19 protein-coding genes are annotated in these 20562 nt (G+C 70.5%); 12 read left to right on the top strand and 7 right to left on the bottom strand.

Annotation, left to right across the window (positions count from 1 at the left end; genetic code table 11):
- Positions 1–11: 11 nt before the first annotated feature.
- The 4 genes from ACZ6Z4_RS00760 to ACZ6Z4_RS00775 are packed head-to-tail and all read left to right on the top strand — an operon-like array spanning position 12 to position 2667.
- Complete coding sequence (locus ACZ6Z4_RS00760; RefSeq protein ID WP_012918196.1) at positions 12–263, top strand: acyl carrier protein; 252 nt, start codon at positions 12–14, stop codon at positions 261–263.
- Positions 260–1516, top strand: a complete 1257-nt coding sequence (locus ACZ6Z4_RS00765; RefSeq protein WP_465556717.1) for an AMP-binding protein — start codon at positions 260–262, stop codon at positions 1514–1516. The genes ACZ6Z4_RS00760 and ACZ6Z4_RS00765 overlap by 4 nt, the downstream gene beginning before the upstream one ends.
- On the top strand, positions 1509–2255 hold the full coding sequence (locus ACZ6Z4_RS00770; protein ID WP_465556719.1) for an SDR family NAD(P)-dependent oxidoreductase: 747 nt from the start codon (positions 1509–1511) through the stop codon (positions 2253–2255). The genes ACZ6Z4_RS00765 and ACZ6Z4_RS00770 overlap by 8 nt, the downstream gene beginning before the upstream one ends.
- Positions 2239–2667, top strand: coding sequence for a hypothetical protein (locus ACZ6Z4_RS00775; RefSeq protein WP_465556721.1), 429 nt, complete (start codon positions 2239–2241; stop codon positions 2665–2667). Before ACZ6Z4_RS00770 ends, ACZ6Z4_RS00775 begins: the two co-directional genes overlap by 17 nt.
- Here ACZ6Z4_RS00775 and ACZ6Z4_RS00780 read toward each other — a convergent pair.
- Positions 2654–4042, bottom strand: coding sequence for an FAD-binding oxidoreductase (locus ACZ6Z4_RS00780; RefSeq protein ID WP_465556723.1), 1389 nt, complete (start codon positions 4040–4042; stop codon positions 2654–2656). The genes ACZ6Z4_RS00775 and ACZ6Z4_RS00780 overlap by 14 nt on opposite strands.
- A 105-nt stretch (positions 4043–4147) precedes the next feature.
- Between ACZ6Z4_RS00780 and ACZ6Z4_RS00785 the strand changes: the two genes are divergently transcribed.
- The 3 genes from ACZ6Z4_RS00785 to ACZ6Z4_RS00795 are packed head-to-tail and all read left to right on the top strand — an operon-like array spanning position 4148 to position 7167.
- The gene (locus ACZ6Z4_RS00785) at positions 4148–4954 is read left to right on the top strand and encodes an LLM class flavin-dependent oxidoreductase (RefSeq protein WP_465556725.1); all 807 of its coding nucleotides are present in this window, start codon (positions 4148–4150) and stop codon (positions 4952–4954) included.
- 13 nt (positions 4955–4967) lie between these two features.
- On the top strand, positions 4968–6173 hold the full coding sequence (locus ACZ6Z4_RS00790) for a DUF2786 domain-containing protein (protein ID WP_465556727.1): 1206 nt from the start codon (positions 4968–4970) through the stop codon (positions 6171–6173).
- Between the two features lie 25 nt (positions 6174–6198).
- On the top strand, positions 6199–7167 hold the full coding sequence (locus ACZ6Z4_RS00795; protein WP_465556729.1) for a helix-turn-helix transcriptional regulator: 969 nt from the start codon (positions 6199–6201) through the stop codon (positions 7165–7167).
- Positions 7168–7203: 36 nt separating this feature from the next.
- Here the strand turns inward: ACZ6Z4_RS00795 and ACZ6Z4_RS00800 are convergent, their stop codons facing one another.
- Positions 7204–7932: a glycosyltransferase family 2 protein gene (locus tag ACZ6Z4_RS00800; protein WP_465556731.1), complete on the bottom strand. Its 729-nt coding sequence runs from the start codon at positions 7930–7932 to the stop codon at positions 7204–7206.
- Positions 7933–7989: 57 nt separating this feature from the next.
- The gene (locus ACZ6Z4_RS00805; protein WP_465556733.1) at positions 7990–8673 is read right to left on the bottom strand and encodes a class I SAM-dependent methyltransferase; all 684 of its coding nucleotides are present in this window, start codon (positions 8671–8673) and stop codon (positions 7990–7992) included.
- A 181-nt stretch (positions 8674–8854) separates the two neighbouring features.
- Between ACZ6Z4_RS00805 and ACZ6Z4_RS00810 the strand changes: the two genes are divergently transcribed.
- From ACZ6Z4_RS00810 to rfbD, 3 genes are read left to right on the top strand one after another with little or no spacing between them, the layout of a single operon-like run.
- Positions 8855–11128 carry a hypothetical protein gene (locus ACZ6Z4_RS00810; protein WP_465556735.1) on the top strand — a complete coding sequence of 758 codons (2274 nt, stop codon included), beginning with the start codon at positions 8855–8857 and terminating at the stop codon, positions 11126–11128.
- Entirely contained in the window at positions 11128–11691 is a 564-nt protein-coding gene (locus tag ACZ6Z4_RS00815) for a dTDP-4-dehydrorhamnose 3,5-epimerase family protein (protein ID WP_363675864.1), read from the top strand. The genes ACZ6Z4_RS00810 and ACZ6Z4_RS00815 overlap by 1 nt, the downstream gene beginning before the upstream one ends.
- The gene (gene rfbD, locus ACZ6Z4_RS00820; protein ID WP_465556737.1) at positions 11688–12515 is read left to right on the top strand and encodes a dTDP-4-dehydrorhamnose reductase; all 828 of its coding nucleotides are present in this window, start codon (positions 11688–11690) and stop codon (positions 12513–12515) included. Before ACZ6Z4_RS00815 ends, rfbD begins: the two co-directional genes overlap by 4 nt.
- On the opposite strand, the gene ACZ6Z4_RS00825 is transcribed toward rfbD, so the two are convergent.
- Positions 12512–13102: a TetR/AcrR family transcriptional regulator gene (locus ACZ6Z4_RS00825; protein ID WP_465556739.1), complete on the bottom strand. Its 591-nt coding sequence runs from the start codon at positions 13100–13102 to the stop codon at positions 12512–12514. The two genes, rfbD and ACZ6Z4_RS00825, sit on opposite strands and share 4 nt — an antisense overlap.
- Positions 13103–13235: 133 nt before the next feature.
- On the opposite strand from ACZ6Z4_RS00825, the gene ACZ6Z4_RS00830 reads away from it, so the two are divergent.
- Positions 13236–14726 carry an MFS transporter gene (locus ACZ6Z4_RS00830; RefSeq protein WP_465556741.1) on the top strand — a complete coding sequence of 497 codons (1491 nt, stop codon included), beginning with the start codon at positions 13236–13238 and terminating at the stop codon, positions 14724–14726.
- A 99-nt stretch (positions 14727–14825) separates the two neighbouring features.
- Here the strand turns inward: ACZ6Z4_RS00830 and ACZ6Z4_RS00835 are convergent, their stop codons facing one another.
- Positions 14826–15809: a GNAT family N-acetyltransferase gene (locus ACZ6Z4_RS00835; RefSeq protein ID WP_465556743.1), complete on the bottom strand. Its 984-nt coding sequence runs from the start codon at positions 15807–15809 to the stop codon at positions 14826–14828.
- A 104-nt stretch (positions 15810–15913) separates the two neighbouring features.
- Between ACZ6Z4_RS00835 and ACZ6Z4_RS00840 the strand changes: the two genes are divergently transcribed.
- On the top strand, positions 15914–16501 hold the full coding sequence (locus tag ACZ6Z4_RS00840) for a TetR/AcrR family transcriptional regulator (protein WP_465556745.1): 588 nt from the start codon (positions 15914–15916) through the stop codon (positions 16499–16501).
- Between the two features lie 4 nt (positions 16502–16505).
- Here ACZ6Z4_RS00840 and argS read toward each other — a convergent pair whose 3' ends face one another.
- Together argS and ACZ6Z4_RS00850 are read right to left on the bottom strand one after the other, a co-directional pair.
- Entirely contained in the window at positions 16506–18191 is a 1686-nt protein-coding gene (argS, locus tag ACZ6Z4_RS00845; RefSeq protein WP_465556748.1) for an arginine--tRNA ligase, read from the bottom strand.
- A 123-nt stretch (positions 18192–18314) separates the two neighbouring features.
- Positions 18315–20537: a bifunctional glycosyltransferase/CDP-glycerol:glycerophosphate glycerophosphotransferase gene (locus ACZ6Z4_RS00850; protein WP_465556750.1), complete on the bottom strand. Its 2223-nt coding sequence runs from the start codon at positions 20535–20537 to the stop codon at positions 18315–18317.
- Between the last annotated feature and the right edge of the window lie 25 nt (positions 20538–20562).

A 20562-nucleotide genomic window follows, 5' to 3' on the forward strand; every position in this document is an offset into this window, starting at 1 on the left:
AGTCTTGGTCCATGAGTGAGTTGACGCGCGCCCAGATCCGGGACCTGATGGGCGAGGTGATGAAGGCGCAGGGCAAGGAACTGCCCAGCGACGACAGCGCCGACCTGCGGGAGATCGGCTTCCGCTCCCTGGACTTCTCCGAGCTGGCCCTGCGGGTCGAGGACGAGATCGGTGACGAGCTGAACTTCGATGCTCCCGGACTGCGGCAGATCGCCAAGGTCGGCGACGTCCTGGACTTCATCGAGCAGCTCCAGTCGGCGTGACCGGCCGGCGTCGCAGCACCGCCCTGATCGGCGACGACAACACCGTCGTCGTCGGCGGGAAGAAGCTGACCTGGCGGACCCTGCACAAGCTCCCGCAGCTGCCGTCGCCGGCCGCCGTCCTGGTGGACAACGGCGCCGACGCGCTGGCCGCCGTCCGGCACCACGCCGTGCACGGCACCGAGCTGCTGGTGGCGACGTCGTCGCGGGTCGACCTGGCGATGCGCGAGGAGCTCGGCGAGTCCGGGTTCGCGGTGGTGATCGCGAACGGCGACGAGCACTCGGTCACCGCGGCGAAGCTGAAGCGGGTCGAGGAGTCCGGCCGGGTCTGGCTGCTGACCTCCGGCTCGACCGGCCGCCCGAAGCGGATCGGCCACACGCTGGAGTCGCTGACCACCGTCCGCGGCAAGCAGCAGCCGCGCACCTGGCTGGTCCCGTACTCCCCGGGCACCTACGCCTGGTGGCAGGTCATCACGATCTCCCTGACCCAGGCCGACCAGGGCCTGGTCGTCATCGAGCCGTCCGAGCTGGAGACCTGGCCGCACATCGCGGCCGAGCACGGCGTCACCGCCGCCTCCGGTACGCCGACCTTCTGGCGGCAGACGATCTTCCGTGACTCCGAGGCGCTGGCCAAGGTCCCGCTGGAGCAGATCACGCTCGGCGGCGAGCCGGTGGACCAGGCGATCCTGGACCAGCTGGCCGAGCTGTTCCCGCAGGCCCGGATCTCCTGGATCTACGCATCCTCCGAGGTCGGTGCCTCGATCGTCGTGCACGACGGCAAGGCCGGTTTCCCGAAGGCCTGGCTGGACCGCGACCCCGACCCGGAGTCCGAGCGCCCGAAGCTGTCGGTGGACGGCGACGAACTGGTGATCGCCTCCCCGCACCACGGTGCCGGGCTCGAGGGCGAGCACCGGACCGGTGACCGCGTCGAGTTCGTCGACGACCGGGTGCTGATCACCGGCCGGCTCGACACCGACGAGATCAACGTCGGCGGCTCGAAGGTGTCCGCGGGCCTGGTCCGCAACGTGCTGATGGCCCACCCGGCCGTCGCCTGGGCCCGCGTGTTCGCCCGCAAGGCCCCGCTGGTCGGCCGGATGGTCGCCGCCGAGGTGGTGCTGAACCCCGACCTCGGCCCGGTCACCGACGCCGACCTGGTCCAGTGGTCGACCAACCGACTGCCGGACTACGGCGTACCGCGCCGGATCCGCTTCCTGGCCGAGATTCCCCAGAAGGAGACCCTGAAAAGCGATGTCTGATGTCACTCTGGTTCCGCCGTCGACCGTCGTGCTGGTGTCCGGCGGCTCCCGCGGCCTCGGCCTGGCCATCGTCACCGGGCTGATCGACGCGGGTGTGAAGGTCGCGGCGTTCGCCCGCTCGGTGACGCCGGAGATCGCCGCCCTGGCCGAGAAGTACCCCGAGCAGGTGCACGCCGGTGCGGTCGACCTGAACGACGAGAAGGCCACCCAGGCCTTCGTCAAGGAGGTCGAGGACAAGCTCGGCCCGATCGACGGTCTGGTCAACAACGCCGCGATCGGCCAGGACTCGCTGCACGTGCACACCTCGGCGGACCAGATCGCGCAGATCATCCAGACCAACCTGACCGCCCCGCTGGTGCTGACCCGGTATGTGCTGCGCCGGATGATGGCCAAGGGGCTCAAGGGCCGGGTCGTCAACATCACCTCGATCTGCGGGCAGCGCGGGTTCCCCGGCCTGGTCGCCTACTCGGCCACCAAGGGCGGGATGGACTCGGCCACCCGGTCGATGGCCCGTGAGCTCGGCGGCCGCGTGCTGGTGAACTCGGTCGCCCCGGGCTTCTTCGCCTCGGACATGTCCGCGGTGCTCGGCCAGACCCAGCTCGACCAGATCGTCCGCCGCACCCCGACCGGTCACCTGACCGAGCCGGACGAGGTCGTCCCGGTGGTCCGGATGCTGCTGCTGGAGAACACCAACATCAACGGCCAGGCGATCGTCATCGACGGTGCCGCCGGTATCTGACCTGCTCGCTCGGGCCGAGTCCCACCTCCGGGTGGGCTCGGCCGACGAGATGCGGGACGCGCTGACCCGCTCGCACCTGCCCGACTTCCGCTGCGTCGGCTGGTACGGCGTACCGCCGGACGGCTGGTCGGTCGTCGTCGACGCCGAGTACGCCGACCAGGCGATCCCCGCGCCGCTGGCGAAGCGGTTCGGGACCGAGCGGTTCTGGGAGCGCTGGACGCGCTCGGAGTGCCTGTGCAAGCTCGCCGACGTACCGATGCTGGCCTGGTGGCCGCAGCACGGGCTCGACGTACCGGCGGACTTCGCGGGGCAGTGGCGGACGCTGGAGCTCGGGCCGCTGGTCGTGTCAGTGGCCCTCGCTCCCGCGACCGGTCGGGCGCCCAGCCTGGCGCCTTCGGTCAGGCCGGCTTGATGTTGGTGTTGCGGTGGAAGAGGTTCGTCGGGTCGTACGACGCCTTGATGCCCGCCAGCCGGTCGTACTTGGCGCCGTACAGCGTGCTGGTGTCCAGCCCTTCGGCGCCGAGCGCGTTGACGTAGCCCTCGCCGGCGATCGCGTGCGGCTGCAGCGCCGACCAGAACGCCCGGGCCCAGTCCCGCTCGGCCGCGAGTTGGTCGGGGGCCAGAGCGGCGCCGATCACGAACGTCGCGTACCGCGGTGAGCGGCCGCCGGCGAACGCCGTGGCGTCGTCGGGGACCTCGGAGTAGGCCTCGTCGAGCCGGTAGAACAGGTTGACCGAGAGCGGCGACTGCTTGCGGCCGAGATGCTCCACCAGTACGCCGATGGCGCCGTCGGTCAGGTCGTCCAGGTACGCCGTCTTCTCGTACACGTGGTGGCCCCACGCGTTCGGCTCGTCGAGCGTCTGCTGCAGCGCGACGTACGGCATCGGTGTCGCGAACTCGAACAGCGGCGGCAGCGCGGTCCGCAGCCGGCCGAGCACCTCGGCGTGCGACTCCGGCGAGCCGAAGCCGGTGACGACCAGCGCGTAGCCGGTCCGGAAGTGGTGCTCCGCGGGCACGAACGGCAGCGGCGGCGCGCTCAGCCCGGCGATCACCACGTTGAACTCGCGGGACAGCTCCGGAATCACCGAGCGGGCGATCCGCAGGACTTCGGTGCCCTGGGCAACGTCCCAGAAGAGCAGCCCGTACTGGATCATCGGCCCGACGGCGTGCAGCGCGAACTCGAACTCGGTGACCACCCCGAAGTTGCCGCCGCCACCGCGGACCGCCCAGAACAGGTCGGCGTTCTCGTCCGCGGCCGCGCGCAGCACCCGGCCGTCGGCCGTTACGAGCTGCACCGAGACGAGGTTGTCGATGGTCAGCCCGCCGATCCGCGACAGCCAGCCCATCCCGCCGCCGAGCGTGAGCCCGCCGACGCCGGTGTGACTGACCATCCCGGCCGGTACGGCGAGCCCGTGCGCCTGTGTCGCGGCGTCCAGGTCCGCGAGCAGCGCCCCGCCGCCGGCCTTCGCCCGCTTCGCCTCGGCGTCGACCGAGACCTGGTTGAGCAGGCTGAGATCGATCATCACCCCGTCGTCGACCACCGCCCCGCCCGCGACGTTGTGGGCGCCCCCACGCACCGACACCTCCAGCCCGTTCCGCACCGCGAACGCCACCGCCGCCCGGACGTCGTCGACGCTCGCGCACCGCACGACCACCCCCGGCCGCCGGTCGATCCCCGCGTTCCACACCCGCCGCGCGTCGTCGTACCCGTCGTCACCCGGCGTGAGCACCACTCCACCCACGGCAGCCCGCAGATCCCCGATTCCCCGCTCAGCAGTCTGTGTCATCACGCACCTCCCCGATTCGAGTGCCGTTACTCTACGTCGCACCGGCCGCCCTCCACGAGGCTTCGACCCCTTCAGGCAGCGCCTGATTCACGATAGGAACGACGCATGAGACACGGCATGATCCTCCCCGGCGGCACCGCCCCCGAGCAGCTCGCGCAGGCCGTCCTCGCCGAGGAGTCCGGCTGGGACGGCGTCTTCGTCTGGGAAGCCGCGTACGGCGTGGACGCCTGGTCGCTGCTCAGCGCGATCGCCGCCCGCACCTCCCGGATCAAGCTCGGCACGATGCTCACCCCGCTCCCGTGGCGGCGGCCGTGGAAGGTCGCCAGCCAGGTGGCCACGCTCGACCAGCTGTCCGGCGGGCGAGCGATCCTGGCGGTCGGCGTCGGCGCGATCGAGACCGACCTGCCGTCGACCGGTGAGGAGACCGACCTGCGGACCCGGGCGGCGATGATGGACGAGGGGATCGACCTGGTCCGGATGCTCTGGGACGGCGGCCGGCACTTCCAGGGCGAGCACTACACCTACGAGGCCGACCGGGACGACTTGTACGACGCCTGCAAGCCGGTCCAGGAGCGGATCCCGATCTGGGTGGTCGGGGTCTGGCCGCGGCCGAAGTCGATGCGGCGGGTGCTGCGGTGCGACGGCGTTCTCCCGCAGTACGCCGGGGAGGGGACGCCGGGTGAGCTGGCCGAGATGCGGAAGTGGCTGAGCGAGCGTGGCGCTCCCGAGGCGCTCGACGTGGTGGCGGAGGGGGAGACCGAGCCCGGCACGGCAGCCGGCGTGGTACGGCCCTGGGCGGAGGCCGGTGCGACCTGGTGGCTGGAGACGCGGTGGGAGATGCCGCACAACTCGGCCGAGCGGATGCAGGAGGTCCGGGACCGGCTGGCGGCAGGACCGCCTTCGGGGACCTGAGAGACTGGAGGGTGTGAGTGAAGCGGAGGTGCTGCGGGTTCTGCAGGTGGCGACGGTCTCTGAAGATCCCGAGGCGCAGCTGGCGGAGCTCGGCCGGTACGACGAGCAGGACCAGCAGCTGGTCGACCGGGTCGTCCGCAGCTACCTCGTCGACCTCACCCGTACGACGTGGGAGCGCGGCTGGGCCCCGGCGGACGTCGTACAGCACGCTCGGCGGCAGCTGGAGCCGGCGGTCGAGCCGCTGCTGATCGCGGTGATCGGCGCCGAGCACCGGGCGTACAAGCCGAAGACGCTGGACTCGCGCTGGTCGGAGCAGCTCGCCGACTTCGGCCTCACGCACCCGTTCCCCGAGCTCGACCTGACCGCGTGGGCGGCCGAGCAGCGGATCGGGCGGTACCTGACGCTCGATCTCGCGCTGCGGATCGCGAACTTCCTGTACCGGCTGCCCGCGCTGGCGCGGCTGTTCCCGCTGCCGGGCACGACCCAGCCCAAGGCAGCGGCGCGTCCGCAGACCTCCGGGACCGACCGGAAGATGCTCGCCCGCGTCCGCGCGCTGCTGGCGAAGGCCGAGGCGACCGAGTTCCCGGACGAGGCGGAGGCGCTGTCGGGCAAGGCGCAGGAGCTGATGGCGAAGTTCTCCCTCGACCACGCGCTGCTCGACGCCGGCCCTGATCTCGACCTGCCCGACGACTCCGGCGCCCGCCGGATCTGGGTCGAAACCCCTTACGTGACAGCGAAAGCGCAGCTCGTCGGGGTCGTTGCCGACGCCAACGGCTGCCGGACCGTGACGATGGACCAGCTCGCCGTGGTGACGATCGTCGGCGCCGAGCTCGACCTGCAGCTGACCGAGCTGCTGGCCACCTCGCTGCTGGTCCAGGCCAACCGCGCGATGCTTGCCGCGGGCAAACACTTCGGGCATCGCGGCGAGTCCCGGACCCGCTCGTTCCGGCAGTCCTTCCTGATGGCCTACGCGCAGCGGATCGGCGAGCGCCTGCAGGCCACCGCCGACGCCGCGCGGTCCGCCGTACCGGAGGCCGACCAGGACCGGCTGCTCCCGGTCCTGAGCCGCCGTGAGCAGCAGGTGGACGCGCTGTTCACCAAGCTGTTCCCCGAGACCGTCACCCGCCGGACGCGGATCACCAACGGCGCCGGCTGGCACGCAGGCCTGACCGCTGCCGACCTGGCGCAGCTCGACACCCGCCGGCCGGTCACGCGTTAACCTGGGCTCGCGGAGGGGGGTCGGGATGGACGAGGAAGCGAGCCCGACAGCCAAGGCGCTGCTGGCGCTGGAGCTGATCCAGAACAGCCCGGGGATCACCGGCGAGCGGCTCGGCCGCCGGCTCGGGGTCACCGATCGGGCGGCCCGCCGGTACGTCGGGATCCTGCGCGAGGCCGGCATCCCGATCGAGTCCACCTCCGGCCGGTACGGCGGCTACCGGATCGGCCGCGGCTTCCGGGTGCCGCCGCTGATGTTCTCGACCGCCGAGGCGCTCGGGCTGATGATGGCCGCGCTCGGCGGGCACCACAGCGTGTCCGACGTGACCGTGCCGGCCGGGAGCGCGCTGGCCAAGATCATCCGGGTGCTGCCGACCGACGTGGCCGGCCCGGCGGACGCGATCCGCGCGATGATCCCGCCGTCGACGCGGCTCGCGATGCCGGACCCGGAGATCACGGCGGCCGTCGTCCGGGGGTGTACCGATCACCACCGGCTCCGGCTCGGCTACCGCCGTGGCGAGTGCGACCCGGAGCCGTTCGGCATGGACATCGACCCGTGGGCGGTCAGCGTCCGGCACGGCCGCTGGTACCTGCTGGGCTGGTCGCACACCAAGGACGCCCAGCGGGTGCTCCGGATCGACCGGATCGTCTCCGCCGAGCCGCTGCCCGACACCTTCACCCCGCCCGACGACCTCGACCCGGCCCAGGCCGTCCAGGACCACCTCTCGGCGGGCTGGCGGCACCCGGTCGAGGTCGTCTTCGAGGGCGGCGCCGAGCAGATCGCCCGCTGCATCCCCGGCAGCCTCGGCCGGCTCGAGGAGCTCGGCCCGAATCGTTCCCGCCTGATCGGCAGCACCGACGATCCCGACTGGTACGCCGAACGGCTGGCGTTCGTCCGCGTCCCGTTCCAGGTCGTCGAGGCGCCCGAGCTCCGCAAGGCGCTGCAGGTCCTCGCCCAGCGCCTGCTGGATGCGGCGGACACGCAGAACACCCCGTAGCTTCCGGAGAAGCCACGGGGTGCGGAGTACTGCGGGTCAGACGGTCGCGCTCGCGGCGGCCGGGCTGCGGCGCGGACGCCGGCCCAGCGTCTTCAGCCGGGTCTTCAGGATCAGCCGGATCATCTCCAGGCCGAGCGAGACGGTCTTGCCGAAGTCGCCGGTGACCGAGGAGACGCCGACCCGCGGGTGGTAGTTCACCGGGATCTGGACCATCCGGGCCCGGGTGACGACCGAGGTCAGCAGCATCTCCAGGCCGAAGGCCGAACCGTTCAGCGTGGCCCGGTCCGAGATGGTCTGGACGTGCTCGCGGGTGATCACCCGGAAGGTGCAGCCGACGTCGCTCATCGAGGCGGTGTTGAACAGCACCTCGAGCATCTTGGCCACCGCCCAGTTGCCGAACTGCAGGAACCAGCCCATGTTGGCGCCGTCCCAGATGAAGTTCGAGACGGTCCGGGAGCCGACCACGACGTCGCACTCGGCCGAGAACGACAGCAGCTTCAGCAGGTCCTCGGGGTTGAACGTGCCGTCCGGCTCGCAGACGCAGACCAGGTCGGTGTCGACCTCGCGCAGCCCGCGCCGGATCGCCGCCCCGTAACCCTGGGTGGTCTCGATGATCTCCCGCGCGTTGGTCGAGGCGACCTCCTCGGAGGTGCCCTCGGCCGCGTTGTTGTTGATCACCAGGATGTCGTCGACCACGCCGAGCTTGTCGAAGCGGCGGATGACGTCGGCGATGCTGTCCTTCTCGTTGTAGGTCGGAAGGACCACGGACAGTGTTTTACCGTTGAACACGTTTCTGCACCTATCGGATTTTCCGGATTCGGGTCAGCGGGACGCGACGACGAGCATCTGCCCGGCCAGCGGCTTGATCGGCGAGCGCAGGTACCACGGCACCACGAAGGTCAGGTTGCCGCCTTTGGACTTCAGCGTCAAAGGCATGAACTTCGCCTTGACCGCGTCGATCTTCCAGCCCTCGGCGACCAGGTAGTCCTGCAGCGACTGGTCGGTGAAGATCGCGACGTGGGTGAAGTCGTCGAAGTACCGGCCCGGGTTGAGCCGGAAGTTCGGCTGCATCAGGATCAGCCGGCCACCGGGCCGCAGCACCCGCTTGGCCTCACCGAGCAGCCGGTTCGAGGAGTCCCGGTCCAGGTGCTCCAGCAGGTTCGAGGCGAACACGACGTCGAACGTCCCGTCCTCGAACTTGCCCAGGTCGGTGCAGTCACCGATCACCGGCTCGACGTGCGCGGCGGCGGCGCGGTCCACCGTGCTGTCGAGGTCCATCGCGACGACGCGCTTGGCCTGCACGTTGTTCGAGAAGTCGCACCAGCCCGCTCCGAGCTCGAGGACCTCGGCGTCCGTGCTGACCCACTTCTGCAGGTACTTGCACAGGTGCTGCCAGATCTTGGTCCGGTTCGCGTTGTGCGCCAGACGGGTTTCGAAGTAGTTCGACACGTACGTGCCGTCCGGCTCGCCGCTCTGCGGGGTTTGGGCGAGGGGATCGTCGGACAAGATAACTCTCCTCGGAAGCGTGCGCCGTGCGCGCATCAGCGGGTCACCCTACCAGCGCGGAGGGTTGGATGCCCCCCGACGGCGTCTGGCTGCCCTGGCGACGGGGCTATGCTGCTGCCCGACCCGGCCGCCGCGCCCCGGCCCGTGCACTGTGCGTGATTCCCGTTTGTCAGGAGCTTTGATGTCACAGACCGCCGAGTTGTCGTCCCCTGCCGCGACGACACCTCCGGAGAAGAAGACCGAGTCGCGGTTCGGCCGGTGGCCCTCCACCGCGGTCAGTGCGCTGGTGCTGCTGCTGGCGGTCGCGTTCTTCCTGACCACCGCCGTCCGGGCCGATCTACCTGCCGGCGCAGCGGTTCTGGGTCTGCTGGGACTCGTGGTGACGCAGTTGCTGCCGGGAGTCCTGGTGTGGCGGTGCGTCCGGCCCAACCGGGGCTGGTGGATCGAGGACGTGATGATGGGCCTGGCCGTCGGCTTCATGCTGGCGATCGGGGCGCAGATCGTGGCCGGTCTGCTGCAGTGGCCGTGGCTGTCGGCGACGCTGCCGCTGCTGCTGGCCGTCGTACTGCTGGCGGTTCCGCGCAGCCGGGCCCGGATCCGGAGGGTGCGGACGAGCAGCCTGCCGCTGTGGTGGATGCCTGCGGTGGCAGCGACCTCGCTGTTCGGCCTGCAGGACCTGCGGCAGTACTACAACCGTGAGCCGCTCGAGTGGGCCAGCGGCTTCCGCGCGCCGTACATCGACGCGTACCTGCATCTGGCGATGTCCGGGCAGCTGCAGCACCGCGGCCCGATCAGCTTCCCCTGGGTCGAGAACGCCCCGATGGCGTACCACTGGTTCAGCCACGCCTGGATCGCCCAGGTGGCGACAGTCTCCGGCATCGGCCTGGACGAGGTGCTGTTCCGCTTCATGCCGGCGCTGATGCCGCTGGCCATCGTGCTGGTCGTCGCGATCGCCGCGGTCCGGATCACCGGCGTCGCGTGGACCGGTCCGGTCGCCGCCCTGCTGTGCATCGCGGGCTCCGAGCTGAACGTCTTCGGCCTGACCACGCTGGGCTACCCGATGGCTCCGCTGTCGCCGAGCCTCGCGCCGTCCGTCCCGCTGCTGATCGCGATCGTGATCCTGCTGGTCTTCCGCTGGCGCAACCAGATGGGCCGGGTCGGCCTGCTGCTGATTCCGCTGCTGGCGCTGACCGCGTCGGGCACCAAGGGTTCGACGATGCCGCTGGTCGTGGCCGGTGTCGGGCTCGCCTTCGTGGTGATGATCCTGTTCGACCGTTCGCGGCTGAAGGGCTTGTTCCTGGACGGCGTACTGACCGCGGGCGCACTGATCGTCGCGCTGGTCGTGGTGTTCCAGGGTTCGGATTCCGGGCTGCACGTCCAGTTCCACGACGCGGCGATGTCCACCCCGGCGATCACGCGGGTCGGCGCCATCACCACCACCTCGATGGCGTTCTCGTCGCTGGTCGCCGTACTGGCGATCCTCGGGCGTGGTACCGGCCTGCTCTGGCGGCTCAAGACCGCCGAGGGCCGCCGCGACCCGGCGACCTGGCTGCTGCTGGGCGGCGGCTTCGCCGGCGCCGCGGCGGTCGCGGTCTTCAGCCACCCGGGCGCCAGCCAGTACTACTTCGCCCGTACGGCGGGCCCGCTGCTCGCGATCGGCTCCGCGGTCGGCCTGGTCACCATGGTCCGCGAGCTGCAGAGCCGCTGGTGGCGCGCGGTGCTGATCGGCCTGGCCTTCGGCCCGTTCTTCATCCTGCTGCCGATCTGGACGATCGGGCTGATCCAGCCCAACCACGGCGGCCTGATCCACATGACCAAGATGATCCTGGTCGCCCTGGCCGTGCTGGTCGCGGCCGGCGCGGTCGCCTGGTTCCTCACCCCGCGGATGCGGTTCACGGCGTTCTTCGCCGCGATCACGGTCGCGATCCTGGCCGGCGGCGTCACGATGGTGACCCGGATCCAGATCGAGGCCACCCCGGTGCTGCCGCTGCGGCCGGTGAAGTCGACGGCGTACCTGGCGGTCGGCACCGAGCAGATCGCCGCGGCCCGGTTCATCCGCGACCACTCCGACGTCAACGACATCGTGATGACCAACCGGCACTGCACGACGCCGATCGAGCCGAAGAAGTGCGACAGCCGGCGGTTCGTGGTCGGCGCGTTCTCCGAGCGGCAGATGCTGGTCGAGGCCTGGACGCCGACCGTCGAGGCGAACAAGCGCGGCCCCGAGGGCCGCGACTCGATCACCGTCGACTACTGGAAGCCTGAGATCCTGCAGCTGAACGACAGCTTCGTCGCCCAGCCGGACGCGGCCAAGGCCCAGCAGCTCAAGGACCTCGGCGTCCGCTGGATCTACGTCGAGTTCACCCGACCGCACGCGGACACGCTCGAGCCGTACGCCAAGGAGCGCTACCGCAACGGCAGTGCCGCCGTCTACGAGTTCACCGAGGCAGGATGATGACCGGACCGACCCTGACCGAGACCAGCATTCCCGGGCTGCTGCACGTCGAGCTGCAGGTCTTCGACGACGGCCGCGGCTGGTTCAAGGAGAGCTTCCAGGCCGAGAAGCTGGAGAAGCTCGGCCTGCCGCACCTGGAGGTCGTGCAGAACAACGTCTCCTTCAACGCCGAGGTCGGTGTCACCCGCGGGATCCACGCCGAGCCGTGGGACAAGTACATCTCCCCGGCGTACGGGAAGGTGTTCACCGCGATCGTCGACCTGCGCGAGGGCCCCGGCTTCGGCCGGCTGGAGACGTTCGAGCTGACGCCGCGGCAGGGCCTGTACGTGCCGCGCGGCTGCGGCAACTCGTTCTGCACGCTGGAGCCGAACACGGTCTACAACTACCTGGTCAACGCGCACTGGTCGCCGGACGCCAAGTACACGCTGGTGAACCTGTTCGACCCCCAGCTGGATGTGCAGTGGCCGCTGCCGAAGGACCAGCTGATCTACAGCGAGAAGGATGCGGGGCACCCGATGCTGGAGACGGTCGAGCCGATCCGCGTGGACTGGGATCTCGTATGACGATCCTGATCACCGGGGCCGGTGGGCAGCTCGGAAAGGCGCTGGCACATCAGTTGCCTGAGGCAACGGCGGTGACGTCGGCCGAGCTGGACATCACCTCGCGCGAGGCGCTGGACGCGTTCGACTGGTCCGGGATCACGGCCATCGTGAACGCGGCGGCCTGGACCGCGGTGGACAAGGCCGAGGACGCCGACAGCACGCTGGCCGCCTGGAACGTGAACGCCAACGGCGTCGCGAACCTGGCCTGGGAGGCGCGCCGGCTGGGTGTTCCGCTGGTGCACGTCAGCACCGACTACGTGTTCGGCGACGGCGAGGGGTTCCTGGCTGCCGAGCACCGGATCGACCCGCAGGGGGTCTACGGGATCACCAAGGCCGCCGGGGAGCTGGCGGCGCGGCTGAGCCCGGCGTACTACGTGGTGCGGACCAGCTGGGTCTTCGGGGACGGGCCGAACTTCGTGAAGACGATGCTGCGGCTCGGCGCCGACCGGGACGAGCTGACCGTCGTCGACGACCAGTACGGGCGGCCGACGTACACGGTGGATCTGGCGGCGGCGCTGGTCGCGCTGCTGGACAGCGGCGCGCCGTCCGGCACGTACCACGCGACCGGCGCGGGCGACGTGGTCTCCTGGGCCGACTTCGCCGCGGCGATCCTCGAGGGCAGCTCCTGCAAGGTGCGGCCGATCAGCTCCGAGGAGTACGCGCAGGGCAAGACGATCGCGCCGCGTCCGACGAACAGCGCGCTCGACCTGTCCGCGCTGGAGTCGGCCGGCATCACCATGCGCGACTGGCGCGAAGCTCTGGCGGACTACCTCAAGACGCTCTAGTCCTGGGGCTTGATGCCCGCGAGCACGATGTCGAGCATCCGCTCGGCCTGCTCGGGCTCGATCCCGGGCAGTGACGAGATGCTGCCGATCAGCCGCATCACGTCCATCAGCTCCAGGTCGGCGCGGACCGCGCCGGCCGCCTTGGCGGTGTCGATCAGCAGGCCGCCGGCGTCCTTCACGTTCATCTTGCAGGCCTTGAAGAACTCCGAGTCCTTGCCCAGGGCGCTGGTCAGCTCGTGGGCCAGGCTCTTCTTGGACACGTTGTAGCCGACGAAGCTGCGCATCCAGGAGGCCAGCGCCTCGAACGGCCCGAGCTGCTCGTGGAACCCGTACGCCCGGTCGCAGACCGACTGGATCTCGTCGACGTAGACCGCCTCGAGCAGGGCGCACCGGTTCGGGAACCGCCGGTACAGCGTCCCGATCCCGACGCCGGCCCGGCGGGCGATCTCCTCCAGCGAGGTGTCGGTGCCGGTCTCGGCGAACGCCTCGCGGGCGGCCGCGACCAGCAGGTCGTAGTTGCGCCGGGCGTCGGCCCGGGTCGGGCGCAGGTCGGGCAGCGGGGGGCGCTGCTGCGCGGACGTGCTCATCCGACCTCCTCGGATCTCGGCGTGGAAAAGCCCTTGAAAAACCGGAGGCGCCCTCCGTATCGTATCCGGAGGAACACTCCACTTTCTTCGGAACCAACTCTAGCCCCTCCGGGGTAAGGAGCAAGAGCTCTTCATGTCAGCGACCTCCGCCGCACCCGCCAGACGACCCGGTGTCGTCCTGGCGGTGATCGTGATCACCCAGCTGATGGTGATCCTCGACGGCACCGTGGTGAACATCGCGATGCCCAAGATCCAGACCGCCCTCGACTTCAGCCCGGCCAACCTGTCCTGGGTGCAGAACGCGTACGCGCTGGCCTTCGGCGGCCTGCTGCTGCTCGGCGCCCGGGCCGGCGACCTGCTCGGCCGCCGCCGGGTCTTCATCACCGGCGTCAGCGTCTTCACGCTCGCCTCCGCCCTCGGCGGGCTGGCCCCGACCGCCGAGCTGCTGCTCGCCGCCCGGGTCCTGCAGGGCATCGGCGGCGCGATCGCCGCGCCGGCCGCGCTCACCCTGCTGATGCTCACCTTCAAGGAGGGGCCGGAGCGGATGAAGGCGCTCGGCCTCTACAGCCTGGTCTCCTCCGGCGGCGCCAGCATCGGCCTGGTCGTCGGCGGCATGCTGACCGACTGGGTGTCGTGGCGCTGGGGCCTGTTCATCAACATCCCGATCGGCATCGCGCTGGTGATCGCGGCCCGCCGCGTCCTGACCGAGACGCCGCGCGAGCCGGGCCGCTTCGACGTGGCCGGCGCGCTCACCTCGACGGTCGGCATCACCGCGCTGGTCTTCGGGTTCATCCGGGTCGCCGAGAAGGGCTGGAGCTCGCCCGAGGTGCTCGCGTCGTTCGCGGCCGGGGTGGCGCTGCTGGTCGTCTTCGTGCTCGTCGAGCGCCGGGTCAGCCACCCGATCGTGCCGCTGCGGATGTTCCGGAACGCGGACCGGGTGGCGTCGTACCTGACGATGCTGCTGGTGGTCGGCACGATGTTCGGGATGTTCTTCTTCCTCACCCAGTACCTGCAGGGGGTGCTGAAGTTCAGCCCGCTGGCCGCCGGGCTCGCGTTCCTGCCGATGACCGGGCTGCTGTTCGCGTCGTCGCGGATCGTGCCGCGGCTGACCGGCCGGATCGACAACGGGCTGATGATGATCGCCGGTGCGGTCTCGGTGACGGCCGGCATGCTCTGGCTGACCCGGATCACGATCGACAGCAGCTACCTGGGCGGTGTGGTCGGGCCGCTGATCCTGTTCGGCGCCGGCGCCGGGCTGATCTTCATCCCGCTGACCGGGCGCGCGCTGTCCGGCGTACCGGCGGAGGACGCGGGCGCCGCCTCGGGCCTGCTCAACGTGCTGCAGCAGGTCGGCGGCGCGCTGGGCCTCGGCATCCTGGTCACCGTCTTCGGTACGGCGAGCCGCAACGCGACCCCGTCGACGACGAACCCGGCCGACGCGGCCCGCGAGATCCTCACCGACGGCGTGCACGCCGCGTTCATCGGCTCCGCCGTGTACGCCGCGCTGACGCTGCTGGTGATCGTCCTCGGCGTCCGCCCGTGGAACCGCCGCCGCAGCACGCGGCCCGGCACCGCGACCGAACCGGCCGCGGTAGAGCCGGTCGCCGTCGACTCGCACTTCTGACGGACGCCCATCACCCACTAACCTGCGCCGCGGCCCGCGCGCCCCGCCTGCGGCGGCCTGCGAACAGGCCGCGGCGGGAGGTTAGTGGGTGGTGGACGTTCACCCCAGCGGAAGCCGGTGGGTGATCCAGGTGTTCTTGGTCGTGTACCCGAGCCGCTCGTACAGCCCGAGCGCTCCGGTCGGGTTCTCCGCGTCGACGCCGAGCGACGCACGCTGGAACCCGTCGGCCGCCGCCTCGGCCATCACCTTGGCCAGCGCGAGCGCGGCCAGCCCGCGGCCGCGGTGCGACCGCTTGGTGCCGACCTGGCCGATGTACACCTCGCGGATCCCGGTCGCCTCGGTGTCGGCGACGTACTCGTAGCCGAGCGTATAGGCGACCACCTCGTCGCCGTCCAGGACCAGGTACGCGAGCGCCGGCCGGAACGCGCGGGAGCCGGTGAACCAGGTCTTCCAGCTCTCCGGGCTCTTCGGCGAGGACCCCCAGTGATCCATGAACACCTCGTTGTGCGCGACCCGCAGCGTCTCGTCGTACGCCGGGGTGAAGGCGACCAGCCGCAGCCCCTCCGGCACCGGCGGCACGTCGACCGGCTTGGCCAGGTCGCGCTCCATCGAGAAGAAGTACCGGCAGCGCTCGAAGCCGAAGCCGGCCAGCAGGTCGAGCGCGCTCGTGTTCGTCTCGATCGCGCCGGTGTTGATCTCGCCCACGGTGCCCGGCTGCCGCTCCTGGTGCAGCTCGGCGGCCCGGCGGTTCAGCCAGGGGACCAGCACGCTGCCGATCCCGCGCCCCCGCCACTCCGGGTGCACCGTCCCCTCGGTGCGGACCCGGTGCACGTCGACCACCTCGTCGGGCGCCCGGACGACGCCGTACCCGACCATCTGCTCGCCGGACCAGACACCGATCGAGTCGCGCGCCGCGTCCAGGCTCGGGTCGGCCAGCTCCTCGAGCAGGTCGTCGGCGTCGTAGTTCTCCCCCTCGGCGTCGACCTTCTCCCTGGCCGCCAGCAGTTCGGCCCACGCGGCCGCGTCGTCCTTCTCGATCGGCCGGACCTCGAGCCCGGCCGGCCACCCCTCGTCGCTACCCATGTCCCGACGGTAGAGCCGGTGCCGGTGCCGCAGCACCTTAATTACCGGTCAACCCGGTGGTGGCTGCCTTGACCCCCCTATAGCTCTTGAGCAATGCTCGACGAATGGATCACGGAATGTCGGCGGAGGACCGCAAGAAGCAACTGGTCCGGATCGGCCTGATGATGCTGCGCGAGCAGCCGATCCACGAGCTGTCGATCGACGCGATCGTGAGCGAGGCCGGGATCTCCCGCAGCCTGCTCTTCCAGTACTTCCCGAGCAAGCACGACTACTACCTGGCCGTGATCTCGGCGGCCGGCCGCCGGCTGCTGCGGCTGACCAAGCCGGACGCCTCCCGCCCGCGCGACGAGCAGCTGCGCGAGATGCTGCTGGCCTTCGTCGCGTTCATCACCCGCCGCCGGCGCGCCTACATCTCGTTCGTCCGCGGTGCGGCCGGCGGTGACGACTACGCCGTCGAGGTGTACGCGCAGACCCGCGACACGATGGCCGAGCGGGTGCTGGCGCTGCTCGACGTCCCCGAGGCCGACCGCGAGCCGGCCGCGCAGGAGCGGATGCGGGTGCACGCCTGGTTCGCGTACGTCGAGGACCTGGCGATCGAGTGGTCCGGGCTGCCCGAGGGCGAGCGCCGGATCACCGACCAGGAGCTGGTCGCGCACTCGATCGAGGCGCTGCAGACCCTGCGCAAGCTCTGAGCGCTCACATCGCGTCGGGCGCCGTCATGCCCAGCAGGGTCAGGCCGTCGTGCAGTACGCCGCGCGTCGCGGCGCACAGCGCCAGCCGGCTGCTGCGGGTCTCGCCCTCGCTGGTGAGGACCGGGCAGGACTCGTAGAACGCCGACAGGGCGGTCGCCACGTCGTACAGGTAGGTGCAGAGCCGGTGCGGCTGCAGGGTCTCGGCGACCTGCTGGACGGCGTCGTCGAACCCGGTGAGCAGCAGGGCCAGCCGCTGCTCCGCCGGCTCCTGCAGCGTGGTCACCTGGCCTCCAGCGTGGTCGGCTTTGGCGAGCAGCCGGGTGAGCCGGGCGTGCGCGTACTGCAGGTACGGGCCGGTGTTGCCGGTCATCGCGACCATCCGGTCCAGGTCGAAGACGTAGTCGTTGGTCCGGTCGCTGGACAGGTCGGCGTACTTCACCGCGCCGATGCCGACCGCCCGGGCCACGGCGTCCCGGTCGATGCCGTCGCGGTCGGCGAGCAACGCGGCGGCCTTGGCGACGGCGGCGTCGAGCAGGGAGACCAGGTAGACCGTGCCGCCGTCCCGGGTCTTGAACGGCTTGCCGTCCGGCCCGAGCACGGTCCCGAACGCGACGTGCTCGGCCGTTGTTGTGTCAGGCAACCAGTGGGCGGCCCGGGCGAGCGCGAAGATCTGCTGGAAGTGCAGCGACTGCCGGTGGTCCACGACGTACACGATCCGGTCGGCGTGCAGGTCCCGGACCCGGTGCCGTACGGCGGCCAGGTCGGTCGCGCTGTAGCCGAAACCGCCGTCGGACTTCCGCACGATCACCGGCAACGGCGACCCGTCGCGCCCGGTGAACCCGTCGAGGAACGCGCACTGGGCGCCGTCGGACTCGGTGACCAGCCCGGCCTGCTGCAGGTCCGCGACCACTCCCGGCAGCGCGTCGTTGTACGCGCTCTCGCCGACCACGTCGTCGTGCGTCAGCGGCGAGCCGAGCAGCGTGTAGACCCGGTCGAACTCGGTCAGCGAGATGTCCACGAGCTGCTGCCAGATACCCCTGGTCTCGGGATCGCCGGACTGCAGCAGCACGACCCGCCGCCGAGCCAGGTCGGCGAAGGCCGGGTCGCTGTCGAAGTGTCTCCGCGACCGCTGGTAGAGCAGCTGCATCTCGTCCAGGTCGAGCTCCTCGACCGGGGCCTGCTCGTCGAGGAGCTGCTCGACCATCATCCCGAACTGGGTGCCCCAGTCGCCGACGTGGTTCTGCCGGACGACGTCGTACCCGGCGTAGGTGAGGACGTTGCAGAGGGCGTCGCCGATCACCGTCGAGCGGAGGTGCCCGACGTGCATCTGCTTGGCGACGTTGGGCTGCGAGTAGTCGACCACGACCCGCTTGCCGCTGCCCGGCTCGCTCCTCTTCAGGCCATTGACTCCTACCGCCAGCGTCTCCGGCAACAACGTGATGTTGACGAACCCCGGTCCGGCAATCTCAAGTCGGCCCAGGTCGCTCACGTCCACCTGTGCGATCAGTTGCTCGGCGATCTCTCTCGGAGAACTCTGCAGCTGCTTGGCCAACCGCAACGCCAGACTCGTCTGAAAATGCCCGAACTCAGGCTTCGTCGCGGCCCGCAGCTCGGGATCGACACTCACCCCGAGCGCGGCGAAGGCCGCGGCAGACAGCCGCGCGGACAGAACAGAAACAACAGCGGACATGAGACATCCCTGGAGAAACGAGGCACCGGAACAGGACTGAGGTGTTCAGACAGTGCGTCGTCGTCGCAGGCCGAAGCGACCGCGCGCGGTCACCGGGCTCGTCGACATGTCGCCCAGTATGCCCTACGCCCGGTACGCCGAGGGAGCGGGTTTACGTTCGCCCAGCGGCACGATCGCCGGCAGCTCGGTCTCCCCGAGGAACACGCGCCGCACCACGCGCTCCGCGGCCAGCCCGTCGTCGTACTCGCAGAACCGCTCCCGGAACAGCTGCCGGTGCTTGGCCGCCTCGGCCGCCGCGAACCGCCCGGTCTGCAGCGCCGAGAACAGCTCGTCGGCCGACCGCGCGACCAGCCCCGGCGGGAACTCGGTGATGTCGAAGTAGGTCCCGCGGGTGTTGTCGTAGAAGTCGAGATCGTCGACCAGCAGCACGATCGGCCGGTCCAGGTTCGCGTAGTCGAAGCTGATCGACGAGTAGTCCGAGATCAGGACGTCGGCCGCGAGCATCAGGTCCTCGACCCGCGGGTGCTCGGACACGTCGACGACCCGGTCGGAGTGCGTCGCGGGCGCGCCCTTGGCCAGCGAGTAGTGGGTCCGGACCAGCACCCGCCCGTTCTCCCCGGCGGCCGCAGCCAGCCGGTCGAGGTCGACGTGGATGCCGTCGCCGCCGAGGTCGATCAGGCCGGACGGCGTACGGACCGCGTCCTTGGCGTCGCGCCAGGTCGGGGCGTACAGGACGACCAGGTTGGAGTCGTCGAAACCGAACCCGGCCCGGATCGCCCGGACCTCGTCGAGGGTGGCGGTGAGCAGCCGGTCGTTGCGCGGGAAGCCGGTCTCCAGCTCCTCGAAGTGCGCCGGGTAGGTGCGCTCCCAGATCTCCGAGGAGTACCGGTTCGAGGAGATGTTGAAGTCCCAGCGGTCGACCTGGCGCATCAGCTCGTCCAGGTCGAGGTCCTGGGCCGCCCGCGGGTAGTGCCGCAGGTCGGTGCCCATCGTCTTCAGCGGCGTCCCGTGCTGGGTCTGCACGTGGACCTGCCCGTCGCGCTTGTCCAGCTCCTTCGGCAGGTTCATGTTGCTGACGAAGTACTTCGCCCGGTGCACCAGCTTCTCGTACGCCGGGGAGCCGGCCACCACGTACTCGACCCCCTCCGGGATCGCCTGGACGTGGTCGGCGTCGATCACCCAGACCCCGCGCAGCTGGGGGACCAGCTCGGCGGCCTTCTCGTAGATCGCCCGTGGGCTGCAGGCGAACTGCTTGAACCAGTAGGCGCCGTACAGGGCCAGGTTCGGGTCCGGGTCGCCGCGGTGCAGGAGCTTGCCGACCGCCTTGCGCGGGCTCGGCACGTGCAGCATCTTGCCGGTCACCTTGAGCGTCGAGTACGTCGCGTAGTCGTCGTGGATCAGCATCCAGCGCTTGAACCCGCGGCTGGTCCGGTCGGCGGCGTACCCCTCGGGCTTCCAGCGCTTGGCGAAGGCGTGCGCGGTGTGGAAGAACTCGGCCCGGTCCTCCGGGTCGAGGCGCTCGGGCTTGGCCAGCACGGCCAGGATGTGGTCCAGCGAGCGGTCGAACGCGAACTTGCGCCAGCCGGCCAGCTCCGGGTCGGAGGTGATGAACGCGTGCACCCGGTCGTACTGGTCGAAGATGTCGAACTGGCGGCGGGTCCGGGTGCCGTGGATGTTGCCGCCGGTGCGGTGCTGGCGGTAGTGCACGACGACCCGGTCCAGGGTGGCGATCCGCTCGGCGACCAGCATCGTCGAGTACGTCCAGGGCGCGTCCTCGTAGTACCCGGCGGTGAAGGCCAGGCCGTGCAGGGTGAGGAAGTCGCGGCGGTAGGCCTTGTTCCAGACCAGCTCGAGGAAGGTCAGGAAGACCGGGCGCTCAGCGGCGGTGAAGACCCCCTCGCCCTCGCGCGCGAACGCGTCGTGGCGCTGGTTGCGGACCACGCGGCCGTCCCAGAAGATCCGCTCGTAGTCGAAGATCAGCAGGTCCGGGCGGTCGGTGGCGTCGATCCGCTCGGCCAGCGCCTGCAGCGAGCCCGGCGTGTAGAGGTCGTCGGCGTCCAGGAAGAGCACGTAGTCGCCGCGGCACTCCTTCATCCCGGCGTTCCGGGTCGGGCCGAGCCCGATGTCCTCGGTCAGCGTGACCACCCGCACCCGCGGGTCGGCGGCGGCGTACTCGGCCAGGATCCGGCCGGTGCCGTCGGAGCTGGCACCGTCCACCCCGATCACCTCGAAGTCGGTGAACGACTGCCCGAGGACCGAGTCCAGGCACGGCCGCAGCCACGGCCGCACGTTGTGGCACGGAACCACGATGCTGAACCGGGGAACGGAGTCGGTGCTGCTGGCCATGGGACGCCATCCTAGGGTCTAGGTC

Source organism: Kribbella sp. NPDC104740 (assembly GCF_055583505.1).

Coding starts and splice junctions, on each gene's coding strand:
- ACZ6Z4_RS00825 (WP_465556739.1), bottom strand. CDS start 13,102: ATGAGCACGTCCGCGCAGCAGCGCCCCCCGCTGCCCGACCTGCGCCCG.
- ACZ6Z4_RS00770 (WP_465556719.1), top strand. CDS start 1,509: ATGTCTGATGTCACTCTGGTTCCGCCGTCGACCGTCGTGCTGGTGTCC.
- ACZ6Z4_RS00760 (WP_012918196.1), top strand. CDS start 12: ATGAGTGAGTTGACGCGCGCCCAGATCCGGGACCTGATGGGCGAGGTG.
- ACZ6Z4_RS00795 (WP_465556729.1), top strand. CDS start 6,199: ATGGACGAGGAAGCGAGCCCGACAGCCAAGGCGCTGCTGGCGCTGGAG.
- ACZ6Z4_RS00850 (WP_465556750.1), bottom strand. CDS start 20,537: ATGGCCAGCAGCACCGACTCCGTTCCCCGGTTCAGCATCGTGGTTCCG.
- ACZ6Z4_RS00780 (WP_465556723.1), bottom strand. CDS start 4,042: ATGACACAGACTGCTGAGCGGGGAATCGGGGATCTGCGGGCTGCCGTG.
- ACZ6Z4_RS00840 (WP_465556745.1), top strand. CDS start 15,914: ATGGATCACGGAATGTCGGCGGAGGACCGCAAGAAGCAACTGGTCCGG.
- ACZ6Z4_RS00815 (WP_363675864.1), top strand. CDS start 11,128: ATGACCGGACCGACCCTGACCGAGACCAGCATTCCCGGGCTGCTGCAC.
- ACZ6Z4_RS00830 (WP_465556741.1), top strand. CDS start 13,236: ATGTCAGCGACCTCCGCCGCACCCGCCAGACGACCCGGTGTCGTCCTG.
- ACZ6Z4_RS00835 (WP_465556743.1), bottom strand. CDS start 15,809: ATGGGTAGCGACGAGGGGTGGCCGGCCGGGCTCGAGGTCCGGCCGATC.
- ACZ6Z4_RS00810 (WP_465556735.1), top strand. CDS start 8,855: ATGTCACAGACCGCCGAGTTGTCGTCCCCTGCCGCGACGACACCTCCG.
- rfbD (WP_465556737.1), top strand. CDS start 11,688: ATGACGATCCTGATCACCGGGGCCGGTGGGCAGCTCGGAAAGGCGCTG.
- argS (WP_465556748.1), bottom strand. CDS start 18,191: ATGTCCGCTGTTGTTTCTGTTCTGTCCGCGCGGCTGTCTGCCGCGGCC.
- ACZ6Z4_RS00785 (WP_465556725.1), top strand. CDS start 4,148: ATGAGACACGGCATGATCCTCCCCGGCGGCACCGCCCCCGAGCAGCTC.